This window comes from Salinicola sp. MH3R3-1 (assembly GCF_001937155.1).
Taxonomy (GTDB): Bacteria; Pseudomonadota; Gammaproteobacteria; order Pseudomonadales; family Halomonadaceae; genus Salinicola; species Salinicola halophyticus.
In genome coordinates, this window is sequence record NZ_MSDP01000040.1 from 50963 (window position 1) to 74277 (window position 23315).

A 23315-nucleotide genomic window follows, 5' to 3' on the forward strand; every position below is an offset into this window, starting at 1 on the left:
GGAATCATGGCGGTTACCAGCGAGCCTCGTTGTCGGCCAGTCGCGCGATGCCGATCAGGCTGGCGAGTGCTGCAAACCCGAGGCGCCGCAGCCGTAGGTTATACGATGCGGCGGAAAGTGAGGTTGAGTCGACAGCCCTGGATCGCGCGTGGGGCCAGCGCATGCTGCCAACGCTGCTGGGCGCCGGGGCCCATGAGGAGCAGACTGCCATGGGGTAGCCAGACATTGAAGGCGTGCCGGGGAGATCCCGTCTTTTCACGAAAGCGCAGCGGGCGCTCACTGCCCAGCGAGAGCGATGCCACGATGGGGCGATCGCCAAGTTCGGGCTCGTCGTCGCTATGCCAACCCATGCGCTGTTCGCCGCTGGCGTAGCGATTGAGCAGCACGCTATTGAAGTCGGCGGACGGCAAATCACTGCTTCGCAAGACGTCTTTCACGCGGTCTCGCAGCATCCGTACCAGCGGATGCCACGGTTGGGGTTGAAACGTCTGCCCCGAGTAGCGGTAGCCGGCGTCGCTATCTCCCATCCAGCACTGGGCGCGCGGGATGGTATGCAGCCGCCCGTAGAGTCGTATGGTCGGTGAGCTCCAGACGATTTCCTGATCGAGGGCGTGCTGTATCCGCGTCGCGTCCGCGGGCGAGAGGAAACCGGGAAGCAGCGTCAGCACCGGAGAGTCGTCGAGACGCTGCCATTCGATAGGCGTCGTGTCGGTCACGGCGCGAGCTCAGCCCCAGGCGAACAGCGCGACGAGACCGCTGCACCAGGCGAGCGTGGCCCCGATCAGGCCACCTACCACGACATCGCTCACATAGTGCAGTCCCAGCACCACGCGGGAGGCGGCAATCAGCCCCGCCAGCGGTAGCACGATCGGTAGCAGTTGCGGCGTGGTGGCTGCGGTCAGACCGGTGAACATGGCTGCATGTAACGTATGGCCGCTGGGAAAGCTGTAGCGATCGACCGGCGGCATGGTGCAGCGAATGGTGGTGAAGGTGATATAGGGACGTTCACGACACAAGCGAGTCTTGAGCACGCGATAGAGCAGGGCGGCAACGCTGGCGGTCAACCCCCAGTGCACCGCTATCAGCCATCCGAAGTGGCCGTGCCAGATTGGTTGCAGCAATGCCAGTGCCACCCAGGCGGGCCAATCGCCCAGCCGACTGACGCAGCGGAACAGCCACAGCATCGGCGCATGGCGGGAGAGTTCCGCCAGCCGGTGACTGAGCCGACTCTCGAGGCGATCCAGACGCTCAAACGTGAGACGTGGAGTGCGTGGCTGCATGCGGGGCTCCCTGAACCTGGATTAGATGTGCGAGAAAACGGTCGCCGATATGGGACCAACTCAGACTCGAGGCGCGCTTGCGGGCTTCGCGGCCCAGGCTCGTGTACAGCGCTGGCTGCTGGCAAAGCTCGCTGGCGGCCTGAATGAAGCCCTGGTCATCGCCCGGAGGCACCAGGCGGCCATTGACGTCGTGGGTTATCAGTTCCTTGGCCGCCGCGTGATCGAAAGCGACGACCGCGAGCCCGCTGGCCATCGCCTCTGGTACGACATTGCCGAAAGTCTCGGAAAGGGACGGGAAGATGAACATGTCGGCGCTGGCATAGTGACGCGCCAGCGCCTCTCCGGTCTGGAATCCGGTAAAGATGGCGTCCGGCAGGCGTCGGGTAATCGTCTTGCGAGCCGGGCCATCGCCCACCAGAACTTGAACCAGTTCGGGGTTGGCGCGGCGCATTGCCGCCATCGTGCTGGCCAGCAGCTCGATATTCTTTTCGCTGGCGAGACGGCCGACGTAGAGCGCGACGGGCTGATCGGGTGCGGCTCCCCACTGGCGTCGTAGCTCGTTGTCTCGGCGTGACGGCTGATAGCGGTTGGCGTCGACGCCCCGAGCGAGAACCGAAACGCCCCGGTAGCCGTAATCCTCCAGCGCGTCACGCTGGGCCGCGGTGGGAACCAGGGTGGCTTCGCAGCGATTATGAAAGTAGCGCAGGCCTCGGCGAGCCATGGGGATGCTCCAGCCGAGTCGGTAATTGCTGGCGTACTGATCGAAGTTGGTATGGAAGCCGCTGACGACGGGGATCTGCAGTCGCCGTGCCGCATTCAACGCCGACCAGCCCAGGGGCCCTTCCGTGGCGATGTAGATGGCATCCGGGCGCTCTTCACGCCAGAGACGCATCAGTCGGCGCCGACAAGGCCAGCCGACGTGTACGTCAGCGTAGATGGGCAGCGCCACTCCCCGTACATGCACATCGCGCTCGGCCAGCACATCGCGCTTGCCATCGGCCGGGTCGGGGCGTATCAGCTGCAGCAGAATGCCCTTGGACACCAGGTGGCTGGCGAAATGGCTCAGGGTATGAGCTACGCCGTTGACCTCCGGCGCCCAGGTTTCACTGACCAGGGCTATGCGCATCGTTACTACTCCTTGCACGCTGGCGAAGCTGCCACTGCACTCGATTCGTCACCGACCGTGTCTGCTTCGGTCTTCGATCATCCGGGTTACCGATGACGTCAATGCGTCACGATGATGACGAATAGATGACACCACTGGATTAGCGTAGCACGCGCGCCGGATCCACGGGCTTGCCGCCATGACGAAGATCGAACAGCAGGTGGTAGCGACTGCTGTCGCTCTCTGGAGCGATATCGCAAAGTGGTGTTCCGGCCGAGACGGATTGCCCTTCGGACACCAGCAGCTTGCCGCAGAACGCATAGACGCTCTGCATGTTGTCAGCGTGGTGAAGAATGACGACCTGGCCCAACTGGCGCATCCCGCTGGCGAACCGCACCTGACCCGACGTGGTGGCTTTCGCCTTCGCCGCCGTAGCGGTGGAGAGCATCATGGGTTGCAGGGTGCCATGGGAATCGCGGCCAAAACGGCGTTGCACGGTGTAGTTCGCCAGCGGCCATTGCCATCGGCTGGCGGACGACGGTAAGGGACCGGGGTCCGGTAGCGAGCGGGAGGCCGCAGGCGCCGAAGCCGTGCGACGGCTGGCGCTCGACGACGGTCCGCCGTTCAGCGGGACGTGGATCAGCTGACCGACCTCGAGCTGCGAGGGATCGATGCCCTTGTTGGCGGCCTGGACGCGCTGCGGATTGGCGCCGAAATAGCGTCCGATGGAATACAGCGAGTCTCCACGACGCACCTGATAGCGATAGGGCCCGCCACCCGGCGCGCGTTCCTGCTGCGATGGCAGCATCAGTCGCTGCCCGACGGCGAGGCGACGGGAATCCACGCCCGGATTGAAACGTTGCAGGCGCAGCAGCGGTATCCCCGCCTGGTTAGCGATTTTGCCCAGCGTGTCGCCGCGCTGCACCGTCACCCAGCCTCCGCCGTCGGCGACCCGGGTGCCGCCGCCGCTGGCGCAGCCACCCAGGATCAACATCAGTCCCAGCAGTAGGAGGAGAGCGCCGCGTCTTTTTCCTGCCACAGTGAATTCAACCATGTGTAGAAACGTTCCTTGTATTGGGCGTCATCGTAGCGGCCCTCCAGCATCCATTTCGGCCTGTCGAGGCATCTGACGGACAGCGCCACCTCTGACTCGCGACCGCAGAGAAAGTCCCAGAAATTGGGAGAGCCTCGGCGGTAGTGCAGGGTCACGTCGAGTATGCCGTCGAGGCGCGGACCCAGCAGCCCGATCACTTGAGCGATACCGCCGGCCTTCGGGCGCAGCAGGTGCCGATAAGGGCTCTCCTGCTGGCGTTGCTTCTGCGGCGTGAAGCGAGTCCCCTCGACGAAGTTGTAGATCGTCATCGGCATTTCTCGGGCGTGCTCGCACATGCGATGCGTCGCCTGGCGGTCTCGCTCGGCCAGCCCGGGATTGCGGGCGAGTTTCTCGCGGCTATAGCGGCGCATGAAGGGAAACTCGAGCGCCCACCAGGCCAAACCGACGATGGGTACCAGAATCAACTCCCGCTTGAGGAAGAACTTCGGCATCGACGCTCGCCCGGTCAGCACGTAGAGCATGACCATGATATCGGTCCAGCTCTGGTGGTTGGCGATCACCAGCCACCATTGATGTGGCGAGAGCGTCTCGGGAATCTCGGTCCGGACCTGGGGGCGAATCCAGTGGCGGATCCAGACGTTGTTGGTCCTGATCCACGCCAGCGCGACGCGGTGCAGCCCACCCAGGACACGCAGGCGCCAGCGTCGAGTCGGAGTGACCAGTTTCATTGCGGTCAACGCGACCAGGGGGATTCCCCAGAACAGCGTATTGAGGATCAGCAACAGGACGCTGATTACCCCCTTCAGGGTCGACATGCCATTCTCCATCAACGACTTGGCTAGATGTTACTGGAATGTCGCAAAGCTGCCCAGCGCCCCGAAGTCCTGGGCAATGGTCAACCCGGATATCGACGCCGGAAAAATTCACTCAGAGAGCCGGAGTGAGATTTCTCATTGCCGAAAAACTAACCAATTCAACACCAGCGTGGATGGGGCCGACGACGGTCGAGGCGGATCACGGGAAATGCACAGTGTTATCCACAGAAGATGTGAATAATTCGGGTCAACGATCGCGATGCATCGATCTCGCCAATTCTCGGCAATATCCTCCATGAATTGATAGAATGCCGCCGCTTTCGTCTCCGTTCGATACGGAGTACCGATTATCGACTCGCCTCGACGCCAAGTCCTGGCCTCTTTCTTATCAACGCTACTGGAGATCGCCGTTGCGTTCCTTACCCGCGACCCTTCCCATCCTGTTTCTCTGCGAAATCAGCTTCCTGCTCGGCCACGGCCTGATCATGACGCTGCTGGGCGTAAGGATGTCGCTGGAGGCGTTTCCGTCGCAGATGGCGGGTCTGCTGATGTCCTGCTTTTCGCTGGGATTCGTTGCCGGCAGTTACTGGCTGGAGAAACGCATTCGTAGCGTTGGCCACATCCGCGTATTCGCGGCTTGTGCGGCGTTGCTGGCGGCTACCGCGATCCTGCATGGGCTTTGGGTCAACCCGTGGGCCTGGCTGGTCTGGCGGCTTTTCGGCGGTGCGGCGACCGCCGGGCTGCTGATGGTGATGGAGTCGTGGGTATCTGGCGAGTCGACCAATGAAAATCGCGGGAGAGTGCTGGGCTGGTATCTGGTGATCTCGACGCTGTCGCTGGCGGGCGGGCAGTGGATGCTCAACATGGCTGATCCGGGCACTTTCGTGCTGTTCTCGGTGGCGGGGGTGTTGTTCGCGCTATCGCTGGTGCCGCTGTCGATTCATCGCATCCAGGGCCCGCTGCGCAACAGCCAGAGCGCGCCAGTCAAGATATCGCTGCGAACGCTGCTGGCGAGAGCCCCGGTCGGTCTCGTCGGCGCTTTCGTGGCAGGTCTGATGGTCCAGGCGTTCTTCGCCATGACGCCTTACTACGGTCAGGAAATCGGGCTTACCACCGCTCAGACGGCCAAGTTCATGTCGATAACCACGCTGGTGGCCCTCATCGCCCAGTGGACGCTGGGGCGAGTTTCGGACCGTTTCGATCGGCGCAAGGTCATCCTGTGCATGGCGGTGGTCATGGCGATATCGGGCGTGCTGATCGTGTTTGCCGCGCGTTCCAGCTACTGGTTGCTGGTATTCGTGGCCAGCTTTCATACCGCGATGCTGCATACCCTCTATTCGCTGAGCCTGGCGCATACCCACGATTGGCTGGAGCCAGAGGAGACGATTCAGGCCAATGGCAAGATCCTGATGTGCTATGGAGTCGGGTCCGTGGTGGGGCCGTTCAGCGCTTCCCTATTGATGCAAAGCGTGGGGCCGGATGGCCTGTGGCTATTCCTGGGAGCGGTGGCGCTGGGTCTGGCACTGTTCATTGCCTATCGGCTGTGGCGGCGCGAACCCGTCATGGCGCCGGAAGAGCAGGAGCCCTACATGCCGTTGGTGCCGATGGTGGAGTCGACCCACTACATCAATGAACTGGATCCGCGCCACGGCCCTTATCAGCATGAATTGAATCTGGAGGGTGATCTGGAAGAGGAGTACGACGAACCGGCCTATCAACCTGGTTGATTGTTTGATGGATAGTTTGACGAGGCGGCTCGAGACTTCGAGCCAAACCTTCAGTTCCGAACGAAAAGAGCCGGCATCTGCCGGCATCTGCCGGCTCTCGTCGTTATATCGGTCGTTATATCGGTCGCTATATCGTGTCGTGCGTCAGGCGTTTTCGGGCATCAAGGCCTTGTCCTGAACGTACTGATCGAACTCGGTAAAACCGCCGATGTGTGTCTGGTCGACGAAGATCTGCGGTACGGTCTCGACCGGCTTGCCGATGGTCTTTTCCATGTCGGCCTTGGTAATGCCTTCAGCGTGAATGTCGATATAGCGAAAATCGAAGTCGTCCCGGGCTTCCTTCAGTTTTTCCGCCAGATCTTTGGCGCGAACGCAGAACGGGCAGCCGGGGCGGCCAAAAATGACGGTCAGCATCAATGATTCTCCTGATCTGAATGATGGATTCGCTTCGAATGAACGAGTGTGGAAATAGAATGGGGCTTATTCTTTCGTATTAAACCCGGGCGGACCAATAGAGTCTCGCTACATTCGCTATTGCAGGCCGCTATCGCGTCGCCACGGGCCGCTAGCGCCGGCTTCAAGGCTCGAGCCGCTGACCCGCATCGGCATCGCGCAGCAGATCTCCGAGCGCTCGATGAATGTCGGGGGCGCTGACCAGCAGGTTCTCGCCATAGAGCTCGACGGGCAGCCCGTCTGGGCATTCGTAGAGATGGCTCGTCGTCGCGCCGGCTTCCCGGGCGATCAGTAGCCCGGCGGCAAAATCCCAGGGCGAGACGCTTTCATAATAGGCGTCGAGCTGCCCGCAACCGACGTGGCACAGATCGAGCGCGGCGGAGCCGTTGCGCCGGATGTCACGGCAGGACTGAACGACGTGATCGAGTCGTCTGACCAACGGAGCGCGTCTGTCACGCGCGTAGGGGAATCCCGTCGCGACCAGGCTTCTCTCCAGGGTATCCGCCTGGCTGCAGCGCATCGGCTCATCGTTGAGTCGGGCTCCCTGACCGCGCACGGCGGTGAAGGTTTCGCCCAGAAACGGGGCGTGAACCACGCCCAGTTGAACCTCACCATCCATGGCCCAGGCGATAGAGACCGCGACATGGGCGTGGCCGTAGGCGAAATTGACCGTGCCGTCGATGGGGTCGACGACCCACAGCGAACCGCGCTGCTCGAGCTGGCTTCTATCCGGCGCCAGCTCCTCGGTCAGTCTGGCTTCTCCGGGAAACAGCGCTTCCAGTTCGTCGGCAATCATCTGATCGACGGCGACGTCCGCCTCTGTTACCAGCTCGTCTCCGCCCTTGTACTGACGCGAAAAATTCTGCTTCTCGCGGGCCTGAACGATCATTTCACCGGCCTGGCGGGCGATACGGATTATCTGTTCGAGTCGCTGGGCGTGGTCCACGATGGGCTCCTGTCTGAAAGATAGGATCGCGCCAAAGCCGGGCGCGATCGTCAACGATGAATGAGCTGTCTGTTTGTCGAGTCGCTGAAAAGTGCCGTCTGGTCAGGCTTTGGTCAAATCAGCGGCCGGATCAGTGCCTCACCGGGCGTTTCTGCAGCTTGCGCTGCAACGTCCGGCGATGCATGCCCAGGGCTCTGGCGGTTGCCGAAATATTGCCGTCGTGTTCGTGCAGGACTTTCTGGATATGCTCCCACGTCACCCGATTGACCGAGGGCGGGTTGTCGGCGATCTCCACGTCGACATCGCCGCTTTCGCGTTCGAGCGCCTGCAGAATCTCATCGGCGTCAGCGGGCTTGCAAAGATAGTTGGCGGCGCCGAGCTTCATCGCTTCCACGGCGGTGGCGATGCTCGAATAGCCGGTCAGCACCACCACGCGGCATGCCGGGGCAACCTCGAGCAGCGCAGGCAGCAGTTTGAGGCCGGAATCGGATTCCAGCTTGAGATCGAGCGTCGCCAGCGCCGGCGGCGTCTGCCGCGCCGAGGCCAGGGCCTGGTCGTAGGTATGAGCCACGACCACGTCGTAGCCGCGTCGGCGCATGGCGCGCTCCATGACGAAACAGAGCTGTTCGTCGTCGTCGACGATCAGCAGGCGCTCCTGATCGGCCGATCGTTGCAAGTCACTCATCACTGAAACCTCCTGTCACTGAATCCTGCCCGGCGGACACGAGCGCAAGTATCACAGGCTTTCACCTGCCTTGACGCGGGGTAGCTTGACCTCGGTCAACGTGCCGCCTTCCTCATGATTATAGAGACTCACGCCGCCGCCGAACCGGCTGACGGTAGCGTGGGTCAGAAACAGCCCGATCCCCATTCCCTTGCTCTTGGTCGAGATGAAGGTGTCGCCCAGTTGATCGGCGATCGACATCGGCACGCCCGGGCCGTTATCTCGAATGTCGATAACCACTTCCTCGGCATCCCAGTCGAGACTGGTGACGATGGCTTCGGGACTGGCGTCGGCGGCGTTGTTGAGCAGGTTGATCAGCGCCTGCTCCAGCGTGGCGTCCACGGCGATACTGGGTTGGCCACGTTTGCCGAGCACTTCCAGCCGGTGGTGAACGTCCGGTCGCAGTACCAGCCAGCGCTGGATCAGATTCTCGAGCCAGGGTGTCGCGCGCCGTGTTTCGGGCTTTTCCAGACGCCGACGGTCGGCGTTGGCGACGAGTGTCTGCAGACGCTGTTTGCAGGTGTCGACCTGATTGCGCAGCAGGTCGATGTCCTCCAGCAGCGCTGGCTGTTGGCTGGCCTCGTGGCGCATCTCCTTGAGCAGCACGGCCATCGTCGACAGTGGCGTGCCGAGCTCGTGAGCGGTACCCGCCGCCTGGGTCGCCACCGCCAGGATCTGTTCGTTGCGCAGGGCGGCCTCGCGGGTCCGGGATAGCGTCATGTCGCGTCGGCGCAAGGTGTGCGCCATCTTGAAGATGAAGAAGGTGAGCAGGCTGCCGGACAGAATGAAGTTCAACCACATGCCGAGCGTATGCAGCTGGACACCGAAGACGATCGTGCTGTTGGTCAACTGCGGCACGGATTGATAGAACAGCATCATGGTGGTGTAGCTGGCGGTCGCCGCCAGCGCGATGACCCAGGCGTAGGGCCATGGCAGCGTGGCGGCGGCGATTCCCAGCGGCACCAGCAGATAGGTGATGAAGGGATTGGTCGAACCGCCCGTGTAGTAGAACAGCAGACTCAGCCCGGCGATGTCGACCAGCCAGTGCAGCAGATATTCGGTGTTGGTGACGGCCCGCGGCCGACCCAGGCGCCACCAGGTCGCCACGTTGAACAGGCCCATGGCGACGATGACACTGATGACCGGCAGCACGTGGAGCTGGAACCCCAGGACTTCGATCCCGAAGATGATCGCGGCCAGAAATCCGGTCCAGGTAATACCGCGAACGATCGTCAAGCGAACCAGATTGCGGTTCGGCGTCGAAAGCGGAAGCGGCTGCAGCATGATCTCTCCGGTATCGAGTCGGGTTGGCAGAACGTTCGAAAAGCGAACGAGGGCAGCGCGGCTGACTCGACATCGCCGCGGGTACGACGATCATGGTACCGCATGCCACGAGGTGACGTGAGCCCGACTCGGGTGGTCATACGGAAAGCAAGCGATCGGAGGAGAGGAGGAAGGATGCGCTGGCATATCGTAGTAACGAACACACGCTGCCGTTTGATCGCGTCCTCGGCCTGATTTCCCTGCCATGGCTTTGCAAGGCCTCTCCCGTCCCGCTGCGGCGGCTACAACTCTGCCGGTTCAGCGCGTACAATCGCCGCCATCTTCGATTCTCCGCGAACTCTCGCACTGCAACTGCTGTTGCGTGTGAGTCGCCTCTAGTCAGTGAAATTACTCATGTCAGATGCCCAGCTAGCGCAGGAAGCGGCCCTTCGTCGCACTTTCGCCATTATCAGTCACCCCGACGCGGGCAAGACGACGATCACCGAGAAGATGTTGCTGTTCGGCAACGCGATCCAGCTGGCCGGTTCGGTCAAGAGCAAGCGGGCCGAGCGCCATGCCACCTCCGACTGGATGAAGATGGAGCAGGAGCGGGGTATCTCGGTCACCACGTCGGTCATGCAGTTCCCCTACAACGGCCGCATCGTCAACCTGCTCGATACCCCCGGACACGAGGATTTCTCCGAGGATACCTACCGCACACTGACCGCCGTCGACTCCGCGCTGATGGTCATCGACGCGGCCAAGGGCGTCGAGGATCGAACCATCAAGCTGATGGAGGTGTGCCGATTACGGACCACGCCCATCCTGACCTTCATCAACAAGATGGACCGTGACACTCGCGATCCGATCGAGGTCATGGACGAGATCGAGACGGTACTGAACATCCAGTGCGCACCGATGACCTGGCCGATCGGCATGGGTCGTCAGTTCAAGGGTGTCTACCATCTCTACGATGATGTGGTTCATCTGTATACCCAGGGCCAGGGCAACCGCATTCCGGAAGACAAGCGCATCGAAGGCCTCGCCAGCGAGGAAGTCGACCGCGTGCTGGGCGAAAGCGCGGCGGAAGAGCTGCGCATGGAAGTCGAGCTGGTTCGCGGCGCCTCTCATGAGTTCGACCTGGAAGCCTATCGTCGTGGCGAGCTGTCTCCGGTCTATTTCGGTACCGCGATGGGCAATTTCGGCGTGCGCGAGATGCTCAACGGTTTCGTCGAGTTCGCGCCGACGCCTCAGGCCCGGGAAACCGATGCCCGTGAAGTGGTCGCGGACGACGGCCGGTTCTCCGGTTTCGTTTTCAAGATCCAGGCCAACATGGATCCCAAGCATCGGGATCGAGTCGCGTTTCTGCGTATCTGTTCCGGCAAGTACGAGCGCAACATGAAGATGCGCCACGTGCGCATCGGCAAGGAGGTCAAGATCGCCGACGCGCTGACCTTCATGGCCTCCGACCGCTCTCATGTCGAGGAAGCCTGGCCGGGCGATATCATCGGGTTGCACAATCACGGCACGATCCAGATCGGTGACACTTTCACCGCTGGGGAGGACATGCGCTTCCTGGGCATTCCGCACTTCGCGCCGGAGCTGTTCCGACGCGTTCGGCTGCGTGACCCGCTGAAGATGAAAGCGCTGCAGAAGGGCCTCCAGCAGCTCTCGGAAGAGGGTGCGACGCAGGTCTTCCTACCTCTGGACAACAACGATCTGATCGTGGGCGCCGTGGGCACGTTGCAGTTCGATGTCGTCGCGCATCGCCTCAAGGAGGAGTACAAGGTCGACTGTATCTACGAGCCGGTCAACGTCAATACCGCTCGCTGGATCTACAGCAAGGATGCCAAGAAGCTCGACGAATTCAGGCGCAAGGCGAGCGCCAACCTGGCGCTGGACGGCGGCGACTATCTGACTTACCTGGCGCCGACGCGAGTCAATCTGCAGATGACGCAGGAACGCTGGCCGGAGATCGAGTTCAGGGCCACCCGCGAGCACTGATTACCGTCAGGTCGTTGCTGCAGGATATCTCGCCTCCACGGACGTTCGGGGCCGCCAAAGCCGCTCGTCCGTTCAACGGATCTTGCGAGACACAGCGAGATTTCGTCTTGCCGCCACCCGGCGCTTAGGCCATTCTGAAAACCGGCTAGTCGTCACGGCGGCCGGCGAGATTCGAGAGCAACCCGTTAGATCAGAAAAAGGAAAAAAGCCGATGGCTTCCAAATTTCTCAAGGAGTTTCGAGAGTTTGCCGTCAAAGGTAACGTCGTCGATATGGCGGTGGGCATTATCATTGGCGGTGCCTTCACGCTGATTGTTCAAAGCCTGGTGAAGAACATTTTCAACCCGGTGCTCGGGCTGCTCATTGGCGGCGTCGACTTCGCCAATTTCTACGTCGTGCTCAAGGAAGGGGCGACGCCGGGACCCTACGCCTCTCTGGGGGCGGCTCAGGAAGCCGGCGCCGTGACGCTGGATTACGGCCTGTTCCTCAACGCCGTGATCAGTTTCATCATCGTCGCGTTCGTCGTGTTCCTGTTGGTTCGCACCATCAATCGGCTCAAGCGCGAAGAAGCGGTCGCCCCCAAGGCGCCGACGGACAAGGCGTGTCCGCACTGCTTCATGACGATTCCGATCAACGCGACCAAGTGCGGCCACTGCACCGCCGATCTTCCGCTGGCGGAAGAGAGCCCGATAGCCTGAGTCATGCTGTTCGACGCGCATTGTCATCTGGATTTTGACAGTTTCGACGCCGACCGCGAAGCCGTTTTTGAACGTGCCCACGCGGCCGGCGTCTCGCGTTTCATGGTGCCGGGAACGACACGGCGACGGTGGGAAAACGTGCTGGCATTGAGTGAGCGCGACGATGTCGTCGCGTCACTTGGGCTTCATCCGTTCTTCCTCGACGAGCACGCCGAAGGTGACATTGAACGGCTGGCGGAAGCGTTGGACCAGCATCCTCACCTGGTCGGTATCGGCGAATGCGGGATCGACGCGCGATTCGAGGCCACGCTAGACCAGCAGTGGGCGCTGTTCGAGGCGCAGCTCCAACTGGCCAAGCAGCGCCGGCTGCCGGTCATCGTCCACTGTGTGCACGCCGACGACCAGGTCGCCAAACGGCTCAGGCTACTCGATCTACCGGCCGGCGGGCTGATTCATGCTTTCGGAGGCAGTGCGCAGCAGGCCCGACGCTTTCTGGATCTGGGTTACATGCTGGGGCTCGGCGGGGCAGTCACCTACGATCGGGCGAAACGATTGCACCGCGCCGTGCAGTCGCTCCCCGACGACGGATTCGTGCTCGAGACCGACAGCCCGGACATGCCGCTATGCGGACGTCAGGGGCAGCGCAACGAGCCATCCTGTCTTCCCCGAACATTGGACGCCGTCGCCGCGTTGCGAAGCCAGGAGCGAGACCGGATCGCCGCCAACGCCTGGGCCAATACGCGGCAACTGTTTCGGCTGGCCGCCGACTCATGAGTAGTTGAGAGACGTCTCACGAAGTCTAAGCGGCAACAACGCTTTCGGGATCGAGGCGCTCCAGCGGATAGGGCAGTTCGCGCAGCGTCAGCTTGCGATCGCCGACGACGAGCCTGGATTCCTCGGACTCGCTGGTATTGAGCACCACCAGCAGATCGCAGACGGCCGCGTCGCCTGCAGGCGTGGCCTGAAAAACCTCGCCCACGCGCTTGCCTTCGGCGTTGCGGATCTCGCTGCCGATCTCGACTGCAGTGCCGCCCTCCAGGGCCGCGATCTGCAACCGCTTCTTGACCTGTCCGCGAAAATGCGCGCGCGCCACGATCTCCTGGCCGGTATAGCAGCCCTTGCGAAAACTGATGCCGCCCAGGGCTTCCCAGTTGATCATCTGTGGCAGCAGCGAGTCGCTGTGGGTCGCCGTGAGCCAGGCTACCCCGGCGTCGATATCCGCGCGTTGCCAGCTCGCATTGCCGACTGCGATGGCGTTGGGCTGCATCTGGTTCCAGATCGATACCGCTCGCGCCTGGGGCAGAATCATCAGCAGGCGTGACCCGGCGCCGGGGTGGCGCACCAGCACGGTGTCGTCCTGCTGGCTCATGTGCCAATCGATGTCGGACGGAGCGGGAAGCTGCGCCTCGTTGGGCAATGAGGGCATGGTACCGAGGACGCCAATTAGCGCCAGGTCATCACGTGGGTTCAACGTCACCTTGTAGAACGGCGCGTACTTGCCGAGCTGTGTCGCCAGCGGGGCGACCAGAGAAATATCCAGCAGTAGCCAGTAGCGCTCTGCGCCAACCTTGAGCAGTTCGGCGTTGGCGATCATGCGCCCCTTGGGCGTACAGAACGTGGTCAGCGGGGCGAATTCGCCGTTCGCATGCTCGACGTTGGCGCTGGTCTGGCCTTGGAGAAAGCGCGCCGCATCGGGGCCGTCGCATTCGAGAATGCCGAGATGGCTCAGCGGCGACAGGCAGCTTGGGGTAGCGCCCAGGGGGCTATCGTCCTGCGGAAACTGCCAGAGACGCTCGTCGACCTGGCGCCCGCCCGCTGCCGTGAGATGTGCCAGCCAATCGTTCATCCGGTCCCTCCATAAAGACATTGATGTCAGTCTATGCCTGATGCTGGCGTCAAGATGGTGTCGATCGCTCGCCATTGCAACATCGGCGATGGCGAACGGCGTGCTACGCTATATCGCTGGCTCGAACCTTTTCCCCGAATCACGGTTCTGGAAGCCCCTGTCATGAACTCAGTCATGAACCGAGTGTGACGTTATCGTGAGCTGACCGCCGTCAATTGTCAGCTGTGAAGTACTGATCAGAAAGCGCCGTTCGTCATACCGGCGTTCTGGAAAACATCGTGGAGAAAGCGGCATGGCCCGGATCAATCTGACCCTGAAAGGGGTCTCCACCCCGGAAGATCTCAATCGTGTCACGACGGCACTGATGATGGTGAATGGAGTCGATACCGTCGATATTGGACTGGAGTGGGCGGAGATCGAGGGACGCGTCAGCCGAGAGGCGCTGATCAAGGCCGTCGCTTCGTTGAAGGCCGGCTATTCTGCTCAGTGATTTTGTCGCCAAGGAATATGTCGCCAAGGAATATGTCGTCTAGTGAATGTGTCGCCCAATGACTGTGTCGTACAGCACCGTGCCGTCCGGCAATTTCCGCGCCGGCGAGGCATAGAAAGCAACGGAAAAACGGCCTGCCCCTTGAATGATGGTAGTTTGGACCCTAATTAGTGACCATGAATAAACCTTTCAAGATTCACTCCAAGTATCGTCCCGCCGGTGATCAGCCGGCCGCCATCGAGGGGTTGATCCGCGGGCTGGGGGCGGGGCTTTCGCATCAGACGCTGCTCGGTGTGACCGGCTCCGGCAAGACCTTCACCATGGCTAACGTGGTCGAGAAACTGCAGCGTCCGACGATCGTGCTGGCGCCCAACAAGACGCTGGCGGCGCAGCTCTATGGCGAGTTCAAGAGCTTCTTCCCGGACAATGCCATCGAGTATTTCGTCTCGTACTACGACTACTATCAGCCGGAAGCCTACGTGCCGTCGTCGGATACGTTCATCGAGAAAGATGCTTCGATCAACGACCATATCGAGCAGATGCGGCTGTCGGCGACCAAGGCGTTGCTGGAACGTCGCGATGCGCTGATCGTGGTCTCGGTCTCGGCGATCTACGGGCTGGGCGATCCTGAGCAGTACATGAAGATGCGTCTGCACTTCAACCGCGGCGAGCAGATCGATCAGCGCGCGTTTCTGCGGCGACTGGCCGAGCTGCAGTACACGCGCAACGATGCCGATTTCCGGCGCGGGACCTATCGCGTGCGTGGCGATGTGATCGACGTCTTCCCCGCGGATGCCGAAGACGAAGGCGTGCGCGTGGAGCTTTTCGGCGACGAGATTGACTCGATTCGTCTGTTCGATCCGCTGACCGGGGAGGTTCGGGGGCAGGTGCCGCGCATGACGATCTATCCCAAGAGCCACTACGTCACGCCGCGTGACACCATTCTGGGTGCGATCGATTCGATCAAGCAGGAACTGGCCGACAGACTCGAGTACCTGCGCAAGCATGAGCGACTGGTCGAAGCGCAACGCCTCGAGCAGCGCACGCTGTATGACATCGAGATGATGCTGGAGCTGGGCTACTGCAACGGCATCGAGAACTACTCGCGCTATCTTTCCGGCCGGGCGCCGGGTCAGGCGCCGCCGACGTTCTTCGACTATCTGCCGGACGACGCGCTGCTGTTCATCGACGAGTCCCACGTTAGCGTGCCGCAGGTCGGCGGGATGTATCGCGGTGACCGCTCGCGCAAGGAGACGCTGGTCGAATACGGGTTCCGGCTGCCGTCGGCGCTGGATAACCGACCCATGACCTTCGAGGAGTGGGAAGGCATCGTCCCCCAGACGGTGTTCGTCTCGGCGACGCCGGGGAATTACGAAGCCGAACACGCCGGGCAGGTCGTCGAGCAGGTGGTGCGTCCGACCGGTCTGGTGGACCCGCAGATCGAGGTGCGACCTGCTACGTCGCAGGTCGATGACCTGCTGTCCGAAATTCGTCTACGCGTCGACGTTGGTGAACGGGTGCTGGTGACCACGCTGACCAAGCGCATGGCCGAGGATCTGACAGAATATTTTGCCGAGCACGACATCCGTGTGCGCTACCTGCATTCGGACATCGATACCGTGGAGCGGGTCGAAATCATCCGCGATCTGCGTCTGGGCGAGTTCGATGTGCTGGTCGGCATCAACCTGCTGCGCGAAGGGCTCGATATTCCCGAGGTGTCGCTGGTGGCGATTCTGGACGCCGACAAGGAAGGTTTCCTGCGCGCCGAACGCTCGTTGATCCAGACCATCGGGCGTGCCGCGCGTAATGCTCACGGCAAGGCCATTCTCTACGGTGATCGAATTACCGACTCGATGCGCCGCGCGATGGACGAGACCGAGCGCCGCCGCAACAAGCAGATCGAGCACAACGAACGCCATGGCATCACGCCGATGACCGTGACCAAGTCCGTGGCGGACATCATGGAAGGTGCACAAGCGCCGGGTAGTCGTAAAAGCGGTCGCAAGCGGACCGAACAGCTGGTGGCCGAGGCGCCGGGCGATTATACGCGTGAATCGCTGGCCGCCATGAATGCCACACAGCTGACCAAGGAGATCAGCAAGCTCGAGGATCGTATGCATGAGGCCGCGCAGAATCTCGAGTTCGAGCAAGCTGCGAAACTGCGCGATCAGCTGCAAACGTTGAAATCGCGGCTGCTGGAACTGGGCTAGATCGAGTCGGGACGAGTTGAAGCTGGGATCGTCGAAATCTGAATCAAGGATGATCGCGTCATGCCCGAAGGGCCGGAAATACGCCGCGTTGCGGATCGCCTGGGAAAAGTACTGGTAGATGTGCCATTGACCCAGGTCTGGTTTACCTTTCCCGAGCTGGAAAGCATGGCAGGGCGCCTGGTGAAGAGTCGGGTGACCACGGTCGACTGCTGGGGCAAGGCACTGCTGATCACCTTCGCCGATGGCCACGTGCTTTATTCTCACAACCAGCTTTACGGCGTCTGGCGGGTTCATCGTCGGGGGCGATCGCCGACGACGGGCAGGGTGCTGCGGGCGCGACTGGTGGCCGGAGAGCACACCGCCAGCCTTTACAGTGCCTCGGACATTTCGTTGTGGACCACCGACACCTTGCGACAACAACCGTTTCTGGCGCGCCTTGGCCCGGATCTATTGACGCACGATGTCACCGCCGAAGATATCGTCGCTCGTCTGTCGGAACCGCGTTTCGCGGGAAGAGGGTTGGGCGGATTGCTGTTGGATCAGAGCTTCTATGCGGGGATCGGTAACTATCTGCGGTCGGAGATCCTGTTCTATGCCGGCCTTGCGCCCAGAAATCGTCCTAAAACGCTCTCCGAGGCACAGCGGGAAAAACTCGCCGACTGCATTCTGACGACCATTCGGCAGGCTTACCGCGAGGCGGGTGTTACCAATCGCCCGACATGGCGCAAACGCCTGCAACGGGAGGGGAATCGCCGCAGCCAATGGCGATTCGCCGTGTTTAACCGCGATAACCAGCCTTGTCATGCCTGTGGCGATCTCATTTTGCGTGAGACCATCGCTTCTCGCCGACTCTACCGCTGTCCGACATGCCAGCCAGAATGACACCTGAGGTTTCGGATCGATGACATTAAATTTTATACCGTTATCTAATTTACAATTCTATTTCGGCCAACTGCCAATTCACGTTCGCTAAGGTATGATTGGCGGCCTTGAAGTTACCGACCGTCGGGCAATCGATCCGGTGGCAGTTACCGTGACCAGTCAGGAGACTAGTAATGACCGTGATCCGTCAGGAGGATCTCATCCAGAGCGTGGCCGACGCGCTGCAGTACATCTCCTATTACCATCCCAAAGATTTCATCGATGCCATGCACGCGGCCTATCAACGGGAAGAGAATCCCGCCGCGCGTGATGCGATTGCCCAGATTCTGATCAATTCCAGAATGTGTGCCACCGGTCATCGCCCGATCTGCCAGGACACGGGCATCGTCACGGTCTTCGTCCATGTCGGCATGAACGTGCGTTGGGAAGCCGACATGAGTCTCGACGACATGATCAACGAGGGCGTTCGTCGCGCTTATTTGCTGCCCGATAACGTTCTGCGCGCCTCGGTGCTGGCGGACCCCGACGGCAAACGTCAGAACACCGGCGACAACACGCCGGCCGTCATCCATCACAAACTGGTACCGGGTGACACGATCGAAGTGCACGTTGCCGCCAAGGGTGGCGGTAGCGAGGCCAAGTCCAAGTTCGCCATGCTCAATCCCTCCGATAGTGTCGTCGACTGGGTGCTGGAACAGCTGCCCAAGATGGGCGCGGGCTGGTGTCCGCCGGGAATGCTGGGTATCGGCATCGGCGGGACCGCCGAAAAGGCGATGGAACTGGCTAAGGAAGCGCTGCTGGATCCGATCGACATTCAGGCGTTGCAGGCTCGCGGTGCCGCCAACCGCGCCGAAGAGCTGCGTCTCGAGCTGTTCGACAAGGTCAACCGCAGTGGTATCGGCGCGCAAGGGCTGGGTGGCCTGACCACGGTACTCGATATCAAGGTCAAGGATTACCCGACTCATGCCGCCAACAAGCCGGTGGCGATCATTCCCAACTGCGCCGCAACCCGGCACGTTCACTTCAGCCTCGACGGCAGCGGGGCGGCGGTACTGCCGGCCCCCAAGCTGGACGACTGGCCGGAGATCACTTGGGAAGTGGGTGCAGGGGTTCGACGCGTCAACCTCGATGAGATAACACCGGAAGCGGTACGTGAATGGCAGCCGGGCGATACCGTACTGCTCTCCGGCAAACTGCTGACGGGCCGCGATGCCGCCCACAAGCGCATGATCGACATGCTGGCGAAGGGTGAGAGCCTGCCTGTCGATCTCAAAAACCGCTTCATCTATTACGTCGGCCCGGTCGATCCGGTTGGCGAGGAAGTCGTGGGGCCGGCCGGTCCCACGACCGCAACGCGCATGGACAAATTCACCCGCACCCTGCTCGAGGAGACGGGATTGCTGGGCATGGTCGGCAAGGCGGAACGGGGTCCGTTGGCGATCGAGGCCATCCGCGACAATCAGGCGGTCTATCTGATGGCGGTCGGTGGCGCGGCGTATCTGGTGGCGCAGGCGATCAAGAAAGCCGAAGTCATTGCCTTCGACGACCTGGGGATGGAAGCGATCTACGAGTTCGAGGTCGAAGACATGCCAGTCACGGTTGCCGTGGATCATCTCGGTACGTCGGTCCATCAGACCGGGCCGGCCAAGTGGAAACAGATCATCGCCGAGCGCGTCTGATCTTCCGGGATCGGACCAAACCGTCGGCTGCCGGCGATGGATCCCGCTCGAGGCGCTGGCCGTTGAAAGTCGCAACACGGATAAAAAGGAGAGTCCCGGTGGGGCTCTCCTTTTTTCGGTATGATATTGGTTAGCTTGGTGATTTAAGCGGGAGCGCTGCAATGGGGCAGAGTGAGAGAAAGGGCGGGGAAAGATGGCAGACATGAGCTGGCTGATCGGTATGTTTCTGTTCGTATCCCATGTCGCCGGCATCATCACCGCGGTGGTAGCGCTGATGTCGAGTCGCACCTCTCAAGGGGCGGTCGCCTGGATCGTTACCCTGGTCAGCTTTCCCTACATTGCGGTCCCGATTTTCTGGACGTTCGGTAGGCCCCGATTCTATGGCTACGTCTCCGCGCGGGGTGAACGCGATACCGTGCTCCGCCAGGTACTGCAGCGGTATCGTCCGCATATGGAATCCTACGTGTCCCGGCCCGAGGCCGTCAGCGGTCGCATTCGCGCTGTCGAGGCATTGGCGAAGATGCCGATGACTCGCGGCAACCGGGCGGATCTGCTCATCGATGGCGAAGCCACGTTCGATAGTCTGTTCGAAGGTATCGATCGAGCCGAAGAGTACATCCTGGTTCAATTCTTTATCGTCCGCGCTGACGAGATCGGCATGGCTTTCAAGCGCAAGCTGATCCATCAGGCCGAGCATGGCGTCAATGTCTACTTCCTGTACGACGAAATCGGCAGTCGTGGGCTCCCCGGCGGATATCTGCGCGACCTCGAAGAGGCGGGAGCTCGAGTATCGGCATTCAACTCTTCGCGTGGCTGGCGACATCGCTTCCAGATCAATTTCCGCAACCATCGCAAGATCGTGGTGGTCGACGGCCGGGAAGGCTGGACCGGCGGTCTCAATGTCGCCGACGAATATCTCGGCCGGGTCGAGCGGTACGGTCAATGGCGTGATACCCATCTCAAGCTCCAGGGGCCGAGTGTGTTGGCCCTACAGGAGGCTTTCTGGGAAGACTGGTACTGGGCGACGGGGGATATTTTGGCACTGGGCTGGAAGCCTCAGCCGGCGTCCGGGGCGTCACAGCACGTGGCGATCGTGCCCTCCGGACCTGCCGACGGACGGGAAACCGCCAGTTTGCTGGTTCAGCATGCCATGCACGGTGCGCGACACCGACTCTGGGTTACCAGTCCATACTTCGTGCCCGATCACGGTGTGCAGGATGCACTGGTTCTGGCTGCCTTGCGCGGAGTGGATGTTCGGGTGCTGATTCCCGAGCGTCCGGATCATCTGCTGGTCTTCCTTTCGGCGTTTGCGTTCCTGCCGGAAATGATTCGGGCAGGGGTAAAAATATACCGTTATCAACCTGGATTTCTACATCAAAAAGTCCTGCTCGTGGACGACCACACGGCGATGGTCGGAACCGTCAATCTCGATAATCGGTCTTTCAGGCTCAATTTCGAAGTGACAGCCTATATTCCCGACAAGGCATTCGCTGCCACGGTCATCGATATGCTCGAGCAGGATTTCGCCAATAGTCGGCAAGTCAGCCAGCGCGAGCTTTCCGACCGCCCGTTATGGCGCAAAGTGGTATCGCGGGCCACCTATCTGCTGTCGCCCATCCAATGACGAGACAACGTATTTTGCACTCATGGCACAAGATATCGCACCGCAGGTCGTGCGCAGATCGCGCCGAGACTAGAGATGTCAGGGGGCTTCATTGAATCTGGAAACCAAATGGCTCGAGGACTTCGTCGCCTTGTCCAACACGCGCAGTTTTTCGGCCTCCGCGCGCCAGAGACATGTGACGCAGCCTGCTTTCAGCCGGCGCATCCGCTCGTTGGAACAGGCGGTCGGGGCGACGCTGGTAGATCGTTCGACAACCCCTGTGAGTCTGACGCCGGAAGGACAGCTCTTTCTGGTGACCGCGAGAAACATGGTCGAGCAGCTCAGCGATAGCCTGGCCCATCTCCGCGGTCTGGCGATGGACAACGAGGCCCTGGATATCGTTGCCGCACACTCGCTGGCGCTGGCGTTCTATCCGCCCTGGATATCACGCCTGCAAAAGGGCGTCGGCGAGCTGCCGACACGCCTGGTGGCGATGAACGTCGGCGATGCCATTCATGTGCTGCGCGAAGGCAATTGCGATCTGATGCTGGCGTATCACGATCCTTACGCCACCATGCAGCTGGACGCCGAGATATTTCCGTCGTTCTCCATCGGCCAGGTCAAGATGGTTGCGGTCAGCGTGCCGGACGCCGACGGCGCGCCGAAATTTTCCTTCGATGATGAGGGAGCGATTCCTTTTCTCTCCTACACACAAGGCGCCTTTCTCGGTCGCAGCGTACGGATGCTGCTCAAGAACGAGCCGGGACGCATGCGCCTGAAGACCGTCTACGAAACGGCCATGGCCGAAGGGCTTAAAGGGATGGCGCTGCAGGGATTTGGTCTGGCCTGGATTCCGGATTTCTGTATTCGTGACGAACTGGCCAACGGCAGGCTGGTTCGCGCGGCTGCCGAAAACTGGGACATTCCGCTGGAAATTCGCCTCTATCGCTGCTCGCTGGTGCATAAGCCCGGGGTCGAGAAACTCTGGCGACGCATGATGAAGCTCCCCAGCGATTTCTTGCGTGCATGAGCGATATCAGCAGCGCCTCAGGCAGGATATCGGCGGATTGTCGTCTAGACTGCTGATAACTTGAGAAAGCGTCATTGCCGATCGATTTCCCCAGGTGTGCTTCTGCCACGGACGGTGGCAGCCAGCAACGAGGAATCCAACTATAAGGAACGCTACGTGAGAGCTTCTTTTTCCAATGTCGTCCCTTTCCTGAAGTACTGGACTGCCATCGTGCGCGATTCGATCAAGCTGTGGCTCGATCGCAACGCCTTCAGCTATGCCGGATCGCTGGCCTTCTACACGCTGTTTTCCTTGGCACCCACGATCATTATCGCCGTCACGGTCGTCGGGCTTTGGCTAGGCGAGGACGCCGCTCGTGGCGAAATCGCGACCCGCCTGCAGGACACCCTGGGGCCAGCGGCGGCCACCGCAATCGAAGATGCCGTGGCGCAGTCCAGTATTCAGGCTTCCGGCATTCTGCCCACACTGGCCGGTGTCGTCACATTGGTGATCGGGGCCACTACGGTCTTCGGGCAGATGCAGTTTTCGCTCAATACCATCTGGGGCGTAGCGCCCAATCCTGATCGCAACAGCATCGTGCTGTTCGCCAAGAAGCGCCTGCTGTCGATGGCAGTCGTACTGGCCATCGGCTTCGTTCTGCTGGTGTCGCTGGTGCTGGGCGTCATCCTGAGAACGACGTTCAGCTACGCGGGAGACTGGGTGCCGGGGAGTGCCTTCCTGCTCGATGGAGCGGAGTTCCTCTTGTCCATCATCGTGGTGACACTCTTTTTCGCTGCGATCTTCAAGGTGCTGCCGGACGTGGTGCTGTCTTACCGCGACGTGCTGCTCGGCGCTCTGGTAACGGCAGTACTGTTCATCATCGGCAGGAATGCGATTGCGGCTTATCTGGCCCATACCGCGACGGCATCGACCTACGGTGCCGCCGGCTCTGTGGTATTGGTGCTGCTATGGGTCTATTACTCATCGCTGATTCTACTGTTCGGGGCGGCGTTCACGCGCACCCACACGGTCGCCAAGGGGCAGCGTATCGTTCCGCGTAACACGGCGGTACTGATTCGCCATGAAGTGATTCGAAAGGAGACACCGGATGACCCATCGAACGATCAAGGCTTGGGTGAGCGGAAGAGTTCAGGGCGTCAGTTATCGTGAGCACGTACGGCGGCACGCCGAGCGCTGGGGTATCACCGGCCATGCGCTCAATCTCGAGGATGGGCGTGTCGAGGTCGTCGCCTGCGGCGAAGCGACCGCCGTTGCCGAACTGATCGACCGGCTGTGGGAAGGCTCCCCGGCGGCGGACGTCAGCGACGTCAGTGTCGAGGAAGCGACGCTCGTTGCACCGGCGAGTTTCACGACTCACTAGACTCACGAGTCGCTGAACCCACGGCTACTCGACTTTACCAATCAACCGTCCGCGATTTGGTAAAGCCACCGGCCCCGTCCGATCGTCGACAGTGATCGGGCGGGCCCGGGCAGGACTGATTCGGCCGAACCGAGCCGAGCCGAAACA

General features: G+C 61.2%; 22 protein-coding genes. 12 read left to right on the forward strand and 10 right to left on the reverse strand.

The window, feature by feature from the left end:
- Positions 1-98 precede the first annotated feature (98 nt).
- From BTW08_RS17630 to BTW08_RS17650, 5 genes are all read right to left on the reverse strand, one after another.
- On the reverse strand, positions 99-716 hold the full coding sequence (locus BTW08_RS17630; protein WP_083627962.1) for an alpha-ketoglutarate-dependent dioxygenase AlkB: 618 nt from the start codon (positions 714-716) through the stop codon (positions 99-101).
- A 9-nt stretch (positions 717-725) separates the two neighbouring features.
- Positions 726-1280 (reverse strand): phosphatase PAP2 family protein, encoded by a 555-nt coding sequence (locus BTW08_RS17635; protein ID WP_075563807.1) that lies wholly within the window; start codon positions 1278-1280, stop codon positions 726-728.
- Complete coding sequence (locus BTW08_RS17640; RefSeq protein WP_075563808.1) at positions 1249-2406, reverse strand: glycosyltransferase family 1 protein; 1158 nt, start codon at positions 2404-2406, stop codon at positions 1249-1251. The genes BTW08_RS17635 and BTW08_RS17640 overlap by 32 nt, the downstream gene beginning before the upstream one ends.
- A 139-nt stretch (positions 2407-2545) precedes the next feature.
- Entirely contained in the window at positions 2546-3439 is an 894-nt protein-coding gene (locus BTW08_RS17645; RefSeq protein ID WP_083627963.1) for a M23 family metallopeptidase, read from the reverse strand.
- Entirely contained in the window at positions 3379-4254 is an 876-nt protein-coding gene (locus BTW08_RS17650; RefSeq protein WP_075563810.1) for an acyltransferase, read from the reverse strand. The genes BTW08_RS17645 and BTW08_RS17650 overlap by 61 nt, the downstream gene beginning before the upstream one ends.
- Positions 4255-4664: 410 nt before the next feature.
- On the opposite strand from BTW08_RS17650, the gene BTW08_RS17655 reads away from it, so the two are divergent.
- Positions 4665-5981: an MFS transporter gene (locus BTW08_RS17655; RefSeq protein WP_075563811.1), complete on the forward strand. Its 1317-nt coding sequence runs from the start codon at positions 4665-4667 to the stop codon at positions 5979-5981.
- A 144-nt stretch (positions 5982-6125) separates the two neighbouring features.
- Here the strand turns inward: BTW08_RS17655 and BTW08_RS17660 are convergent, their stop codons facing one another.
- The 4 genes from BTW08_RS17660 to BTW08_RS17675 form a co-directional block, all read right to left on the reverse strand.
- Positions 6126-6395: a GrxA family glutaredoxin gene (locus BTW08_RS17660; RefSeq protein WP_075563812.1), complete on the reverse strand. Its 270-nt coding sequence runs from the start codon at positions 6393-6395 to the stop codon at positions 6126-6128.
- Positions 6396-6558: 163 nt separating this feature from the next.
- Positions 6559-7380, reverse strand: a complete 822-nt coding sequence (locus BTW08_RS17665) for an inositol monophosphatase family protein (protein ID WP_210403273.1) — start codon at positions 7378-7380, stop codon at positions 6559-6561.
- A 130-nt stretch (positions 7381-7510) separates the two neighbouring features.
- Positions 7511-8065, reverse strand: a complete 555-nt coding sequence (locus tag BTW08_RS17670; protein WP_075563813.1) for a response regulator transcription factor — start codon at positions 8063-8065, stop codon at positions 7511-7513.
- Between the two features lie 51 nt (positions 8066-8116).
- Complete coding sequence (locus BTW08_RS17675; RefSeq protein WP_075563814.1) at positions 8117-9388, reverse strand: ATP-binding protein; 1272 nt, start codon at positions 9386-9388, stop codon at positions 8117-8119.
- 393 nt (positions 9389-9781) lie between these two features.
- Between BTW08_RS17675 and BTW08_RS17680 the strand changes: the two genes are divergently transcribed.
- From BTW08_RS17680 to BTW08_RS17690, 3 genes are all read left to right on the forward strand, one after another.
- Complete coding sequence (locus BTW08_RS17680; protein ID WP_075563815.1) at positions 9782-11371, forward strand: peptide chain release factor 3; 1590 nt, start codon at positions 9782-9784, stop codon at positions 11369-11371.
- Between the two features lie 211 nt (positions 11372-11582).
- Entirely contained in the window at positions 11583-12068 is a 486-nt protein-coding gene (mscL, locus tag BTW08_RS17685) for a large-conductance mechanosensitive channel protein MscL (protein WP_075563816.1), read from the forward strand.
- Between the two features lie 3 nt (positions 12069-12071).
- The gene (locus BTW08_RS17690) at positions 12072-12842 is read left to right on the forward strand and encodes a TatD family hydrolase (RefSeq protein WP_075563817.1); all 771 of its coding nucleotides are present in this window, start codon (positions 12072-12074) and stop codon (positions 12840-12842) included.
- Positions 12843-12867: 25 nt separating this feature from the next.
- On the opposite strand, the gene BTW08_RS17695 is transcribed toward BTW08_RS17690, so the two are convergent.
- Positions 12868-13914 carry a folate-binding protein YgfZ gene (locus BTW08_RS17695; protein ID WP_083627964.1) on the reverse strand — a complete coding sequence of 349 codons (1047 nt, stop codon included), beginning with the start codon at positions 13912-13914 and terminating at the stop codon, positions 12868-12870.
- Positions 13915-14206: 292 nt separating this feature from the next.
- On the opposite strand from BTW08_RS17695, the gene BTW08_RS17700 reads away from it, so the two are divergent.
- The 8 genes from BTW08_RS17700 (at position 14207) to BTW08_RS17735 (ending at position 23168) form a co-directional block, all read left to right on the forward strand.
- Positions 14207-14404: a hypothetical protein gene (locus tag BTW08_RS17700; protein WP_075563818.1), complete on the forward strand. Its 198-nt coding sequence runs from the start codon at positions 14207-14209 to the stop codon at positions 14402-14404.
- 176 nt (positions 14405-14580) lie between these two features.
- Entirely contained in the window at positions 14581-16614 is a 2034-nt protein-coding gene (uvrB, locus tag BTW08_RS17705; protein WP_075563819.1) for an excinuclease ABC subunit UvrB, read from the forward strand.
- Positions 16615-16674: 60 nt separating this feature from the next.
- The gene (gene nei / locus BTW08_RS17710; RefSeq protein WP_075563820.1) at positions 16675-17496 is read left to right on the forward strand and encodes an endonuclease VIII; all 822 of its coding nucleotides are present in this window, start codon (positions 16675-16677) and stop codon (positions 17494-17496) included.
- Positions 17497-17669: 173 nt separating this feature from the next.
- Positions 17670-19175 carry a fumarate hydratase gene (locus tag BTW08_RS17715; RefSeq protein WP_075563821.1) on the forward strand — a complete coding sequence of 502 codons (1506 nt, stop codon included), beginning with the start codon at positions 17670-17672 and terminating at the stop codon, positions 19173-19175.
- A 193-nt stretch (positions 19176-19368) separates the two neighbouring features.
- Positions 19369-20799 carry a cardiolipin synthase gene (cls, locus tag BTW08_RS17720; protein ID WP_075563822.1) on the forward strand — a complete coding sequence of 477 codons (1431 nt, stop codon included), beginning with the start codon at positions 19369-19371 and terminating at the stop codon, positions 20797-20799.
- A 91-nt stretch (positions 20800-20890) separates the two neighbouring features.
- Positions 20891-21808 carry a LysR substrate-binding domain-containing protein gene (locus tag BTW08_RS17725; RefSeq protein ID WP_075563823.1) on the forward strand — a complete coding sequence of 306 codons (918 nt, stop codon included), beginning with the start codon at positions 20891-20893 and terminating at the stop codon, positions 21806-21808.
- Between the two features lie 156 nt (positions 21809-21964).
- On the forward strand, positions 21965-22957 hold the full coding sequence (locus BTW08_RS17730; protein WP_083627966.1) for a YihY/virulence factor BrkB family protein: 993 nt from the start codon (positions 21965-21967) through the stop codon (positions 22955-22957).
- A complete protein-coding gene (locus BTW08_RS17735; protein ID WP_075563824.1) occupies positions 22896-23168 on the forward strand; it encodes an acylphosphatase in 273 nt (90 codons plus the stop codon). Before BTW08_RS17730 ends, BTW08_RS17735 begins: the two co-directional genes overlap by 62 nt.
- Positions 23169-23315 lie beyond the last annotated feature (147 nt).

Excerpts from the sequence above, each read along its gene's own strand:
- BTW08_RS17635 (WP_075563807.1), bottom strand. The coding sequence starts at position 1,280 with ATGCAGCCACGCACTCCACGTCTCACGTTTGAGCGTCTGGATCGCCTC.
- BTW08_RS17640 (WP_075563808.1), bottom strand. The coding sequence starts at position 2,406 with ATGCGCATAGCCCTGGTCAGTGAAACCTGGGCGCCGGAGGTCAACGGC.
- BTW08_RS17645 (WP_083627963.1), bottom strand. The coding sequence starts at position 3,439 with ATGGTTGAATTCACTGTGGCAGGAAAAAGACGCGGCGCTCTCCTCCTA.
- BTW08_RS17650 (WP_075563810.1), bottom strand. The coding sequence starts at position 4,254 with ATGTCGACCCTGAAGGGGGTAATCAGCGTCCTGTTGCTGATCCTCAAT.
- BTW08_RS17660 (WP_075563812.1), bottom strand. The coding sequence starts at position 6,395 with ATGCTGACCGTCATTTTTGGCCGCCCCGGCTGCCCGTTCTGCGTTCGC.
- BTW08_RS17670 (WP_075563813.1), bottom strand. The coding sequence starts at position 8,065 with ATGAGTGACTTGCAACGATCGGCCGATCAGGAGCGCCTGCTGATCGTC.
- BTW08_RS17675 (WP_075563814.1), bottom strand. The coding sequence starts at position 9,388 with ATGCTGCAGCCGCTTCCGCTTTCGACGCCGAACCGCAATCTGGTTCGC.
- BTW08_RS17680 (WP_075563815.1), top strand. The coding sequence starts at position 9,782 with ATGTCAGATGCCCAGCTAGCGCAGGAAGCGGCCCTTCGTCGCACTTTC.
- mscL (WP_075563816.1), top strand. The coding sequence starts at position 11,583 with ATGGCTTCCAAATTTCTCAAGGAGTTTCGAGAGTTTGCCGTCAAAGGT.
- BTW08_RS17690 (WP_075563817.1), top strand. The coding sequence starts at position 12,072 with ATGCTGTTCGACGCGCATTGTCATCTGGATTTTGACAGTTTCGACGCC.
- BTW08_RS17695 (WP_083627964.1), bottom strand. The coding sequence starts at position 13,914 with ATGAACGATTGGCTGGCACATCTCACGGCAGCGGGCGGGCGCCAGGTC.
- BTW08_RS17700 (WP_075563818.1), top strand. The coding sequence starts at position 14,207 with ATGGCCCGGATCAATCTGACCCTGAAAGGGGTCTCCACCCCGGAAGAT.
- uvrB (WP_075563819.1), top strand. The coding sequence starts at position 14,581 with ATGAATAAACCTTTCAAGATTCACTCCAAGTATCGTCCCGCCGGTGAT.
- nei (WP_075563820.1), top strand. The coding sequence starts at position 16,675 with ATGCCCGAAGGGCCGGAAATACGCCGCGTTGCGGATCGCCTGGGAAAA.
- BTW08_RS17715 (WP_075563821.1), top strand. The coding sequence starts at position 17,670 with ATGACCGTGATCCGTCAGGAGGATCTCATCCAGAGCGTGGCCGACGCG.
- cls (WP_075563822.1), top strand. The coding sequence starts at position 19,369 with ATGGCAGACATGAGCTGGCTGATCGGTATGTTTCTGTTCGTATCCCAT.
- BTW08_RS17735 (WP_075563824.1), top strand. The coding sequence starts at position 22,896 with ATGACCCATCGAACGATCAAGGCTTGGGTGAGCGGAAGAGTTCAGGGC.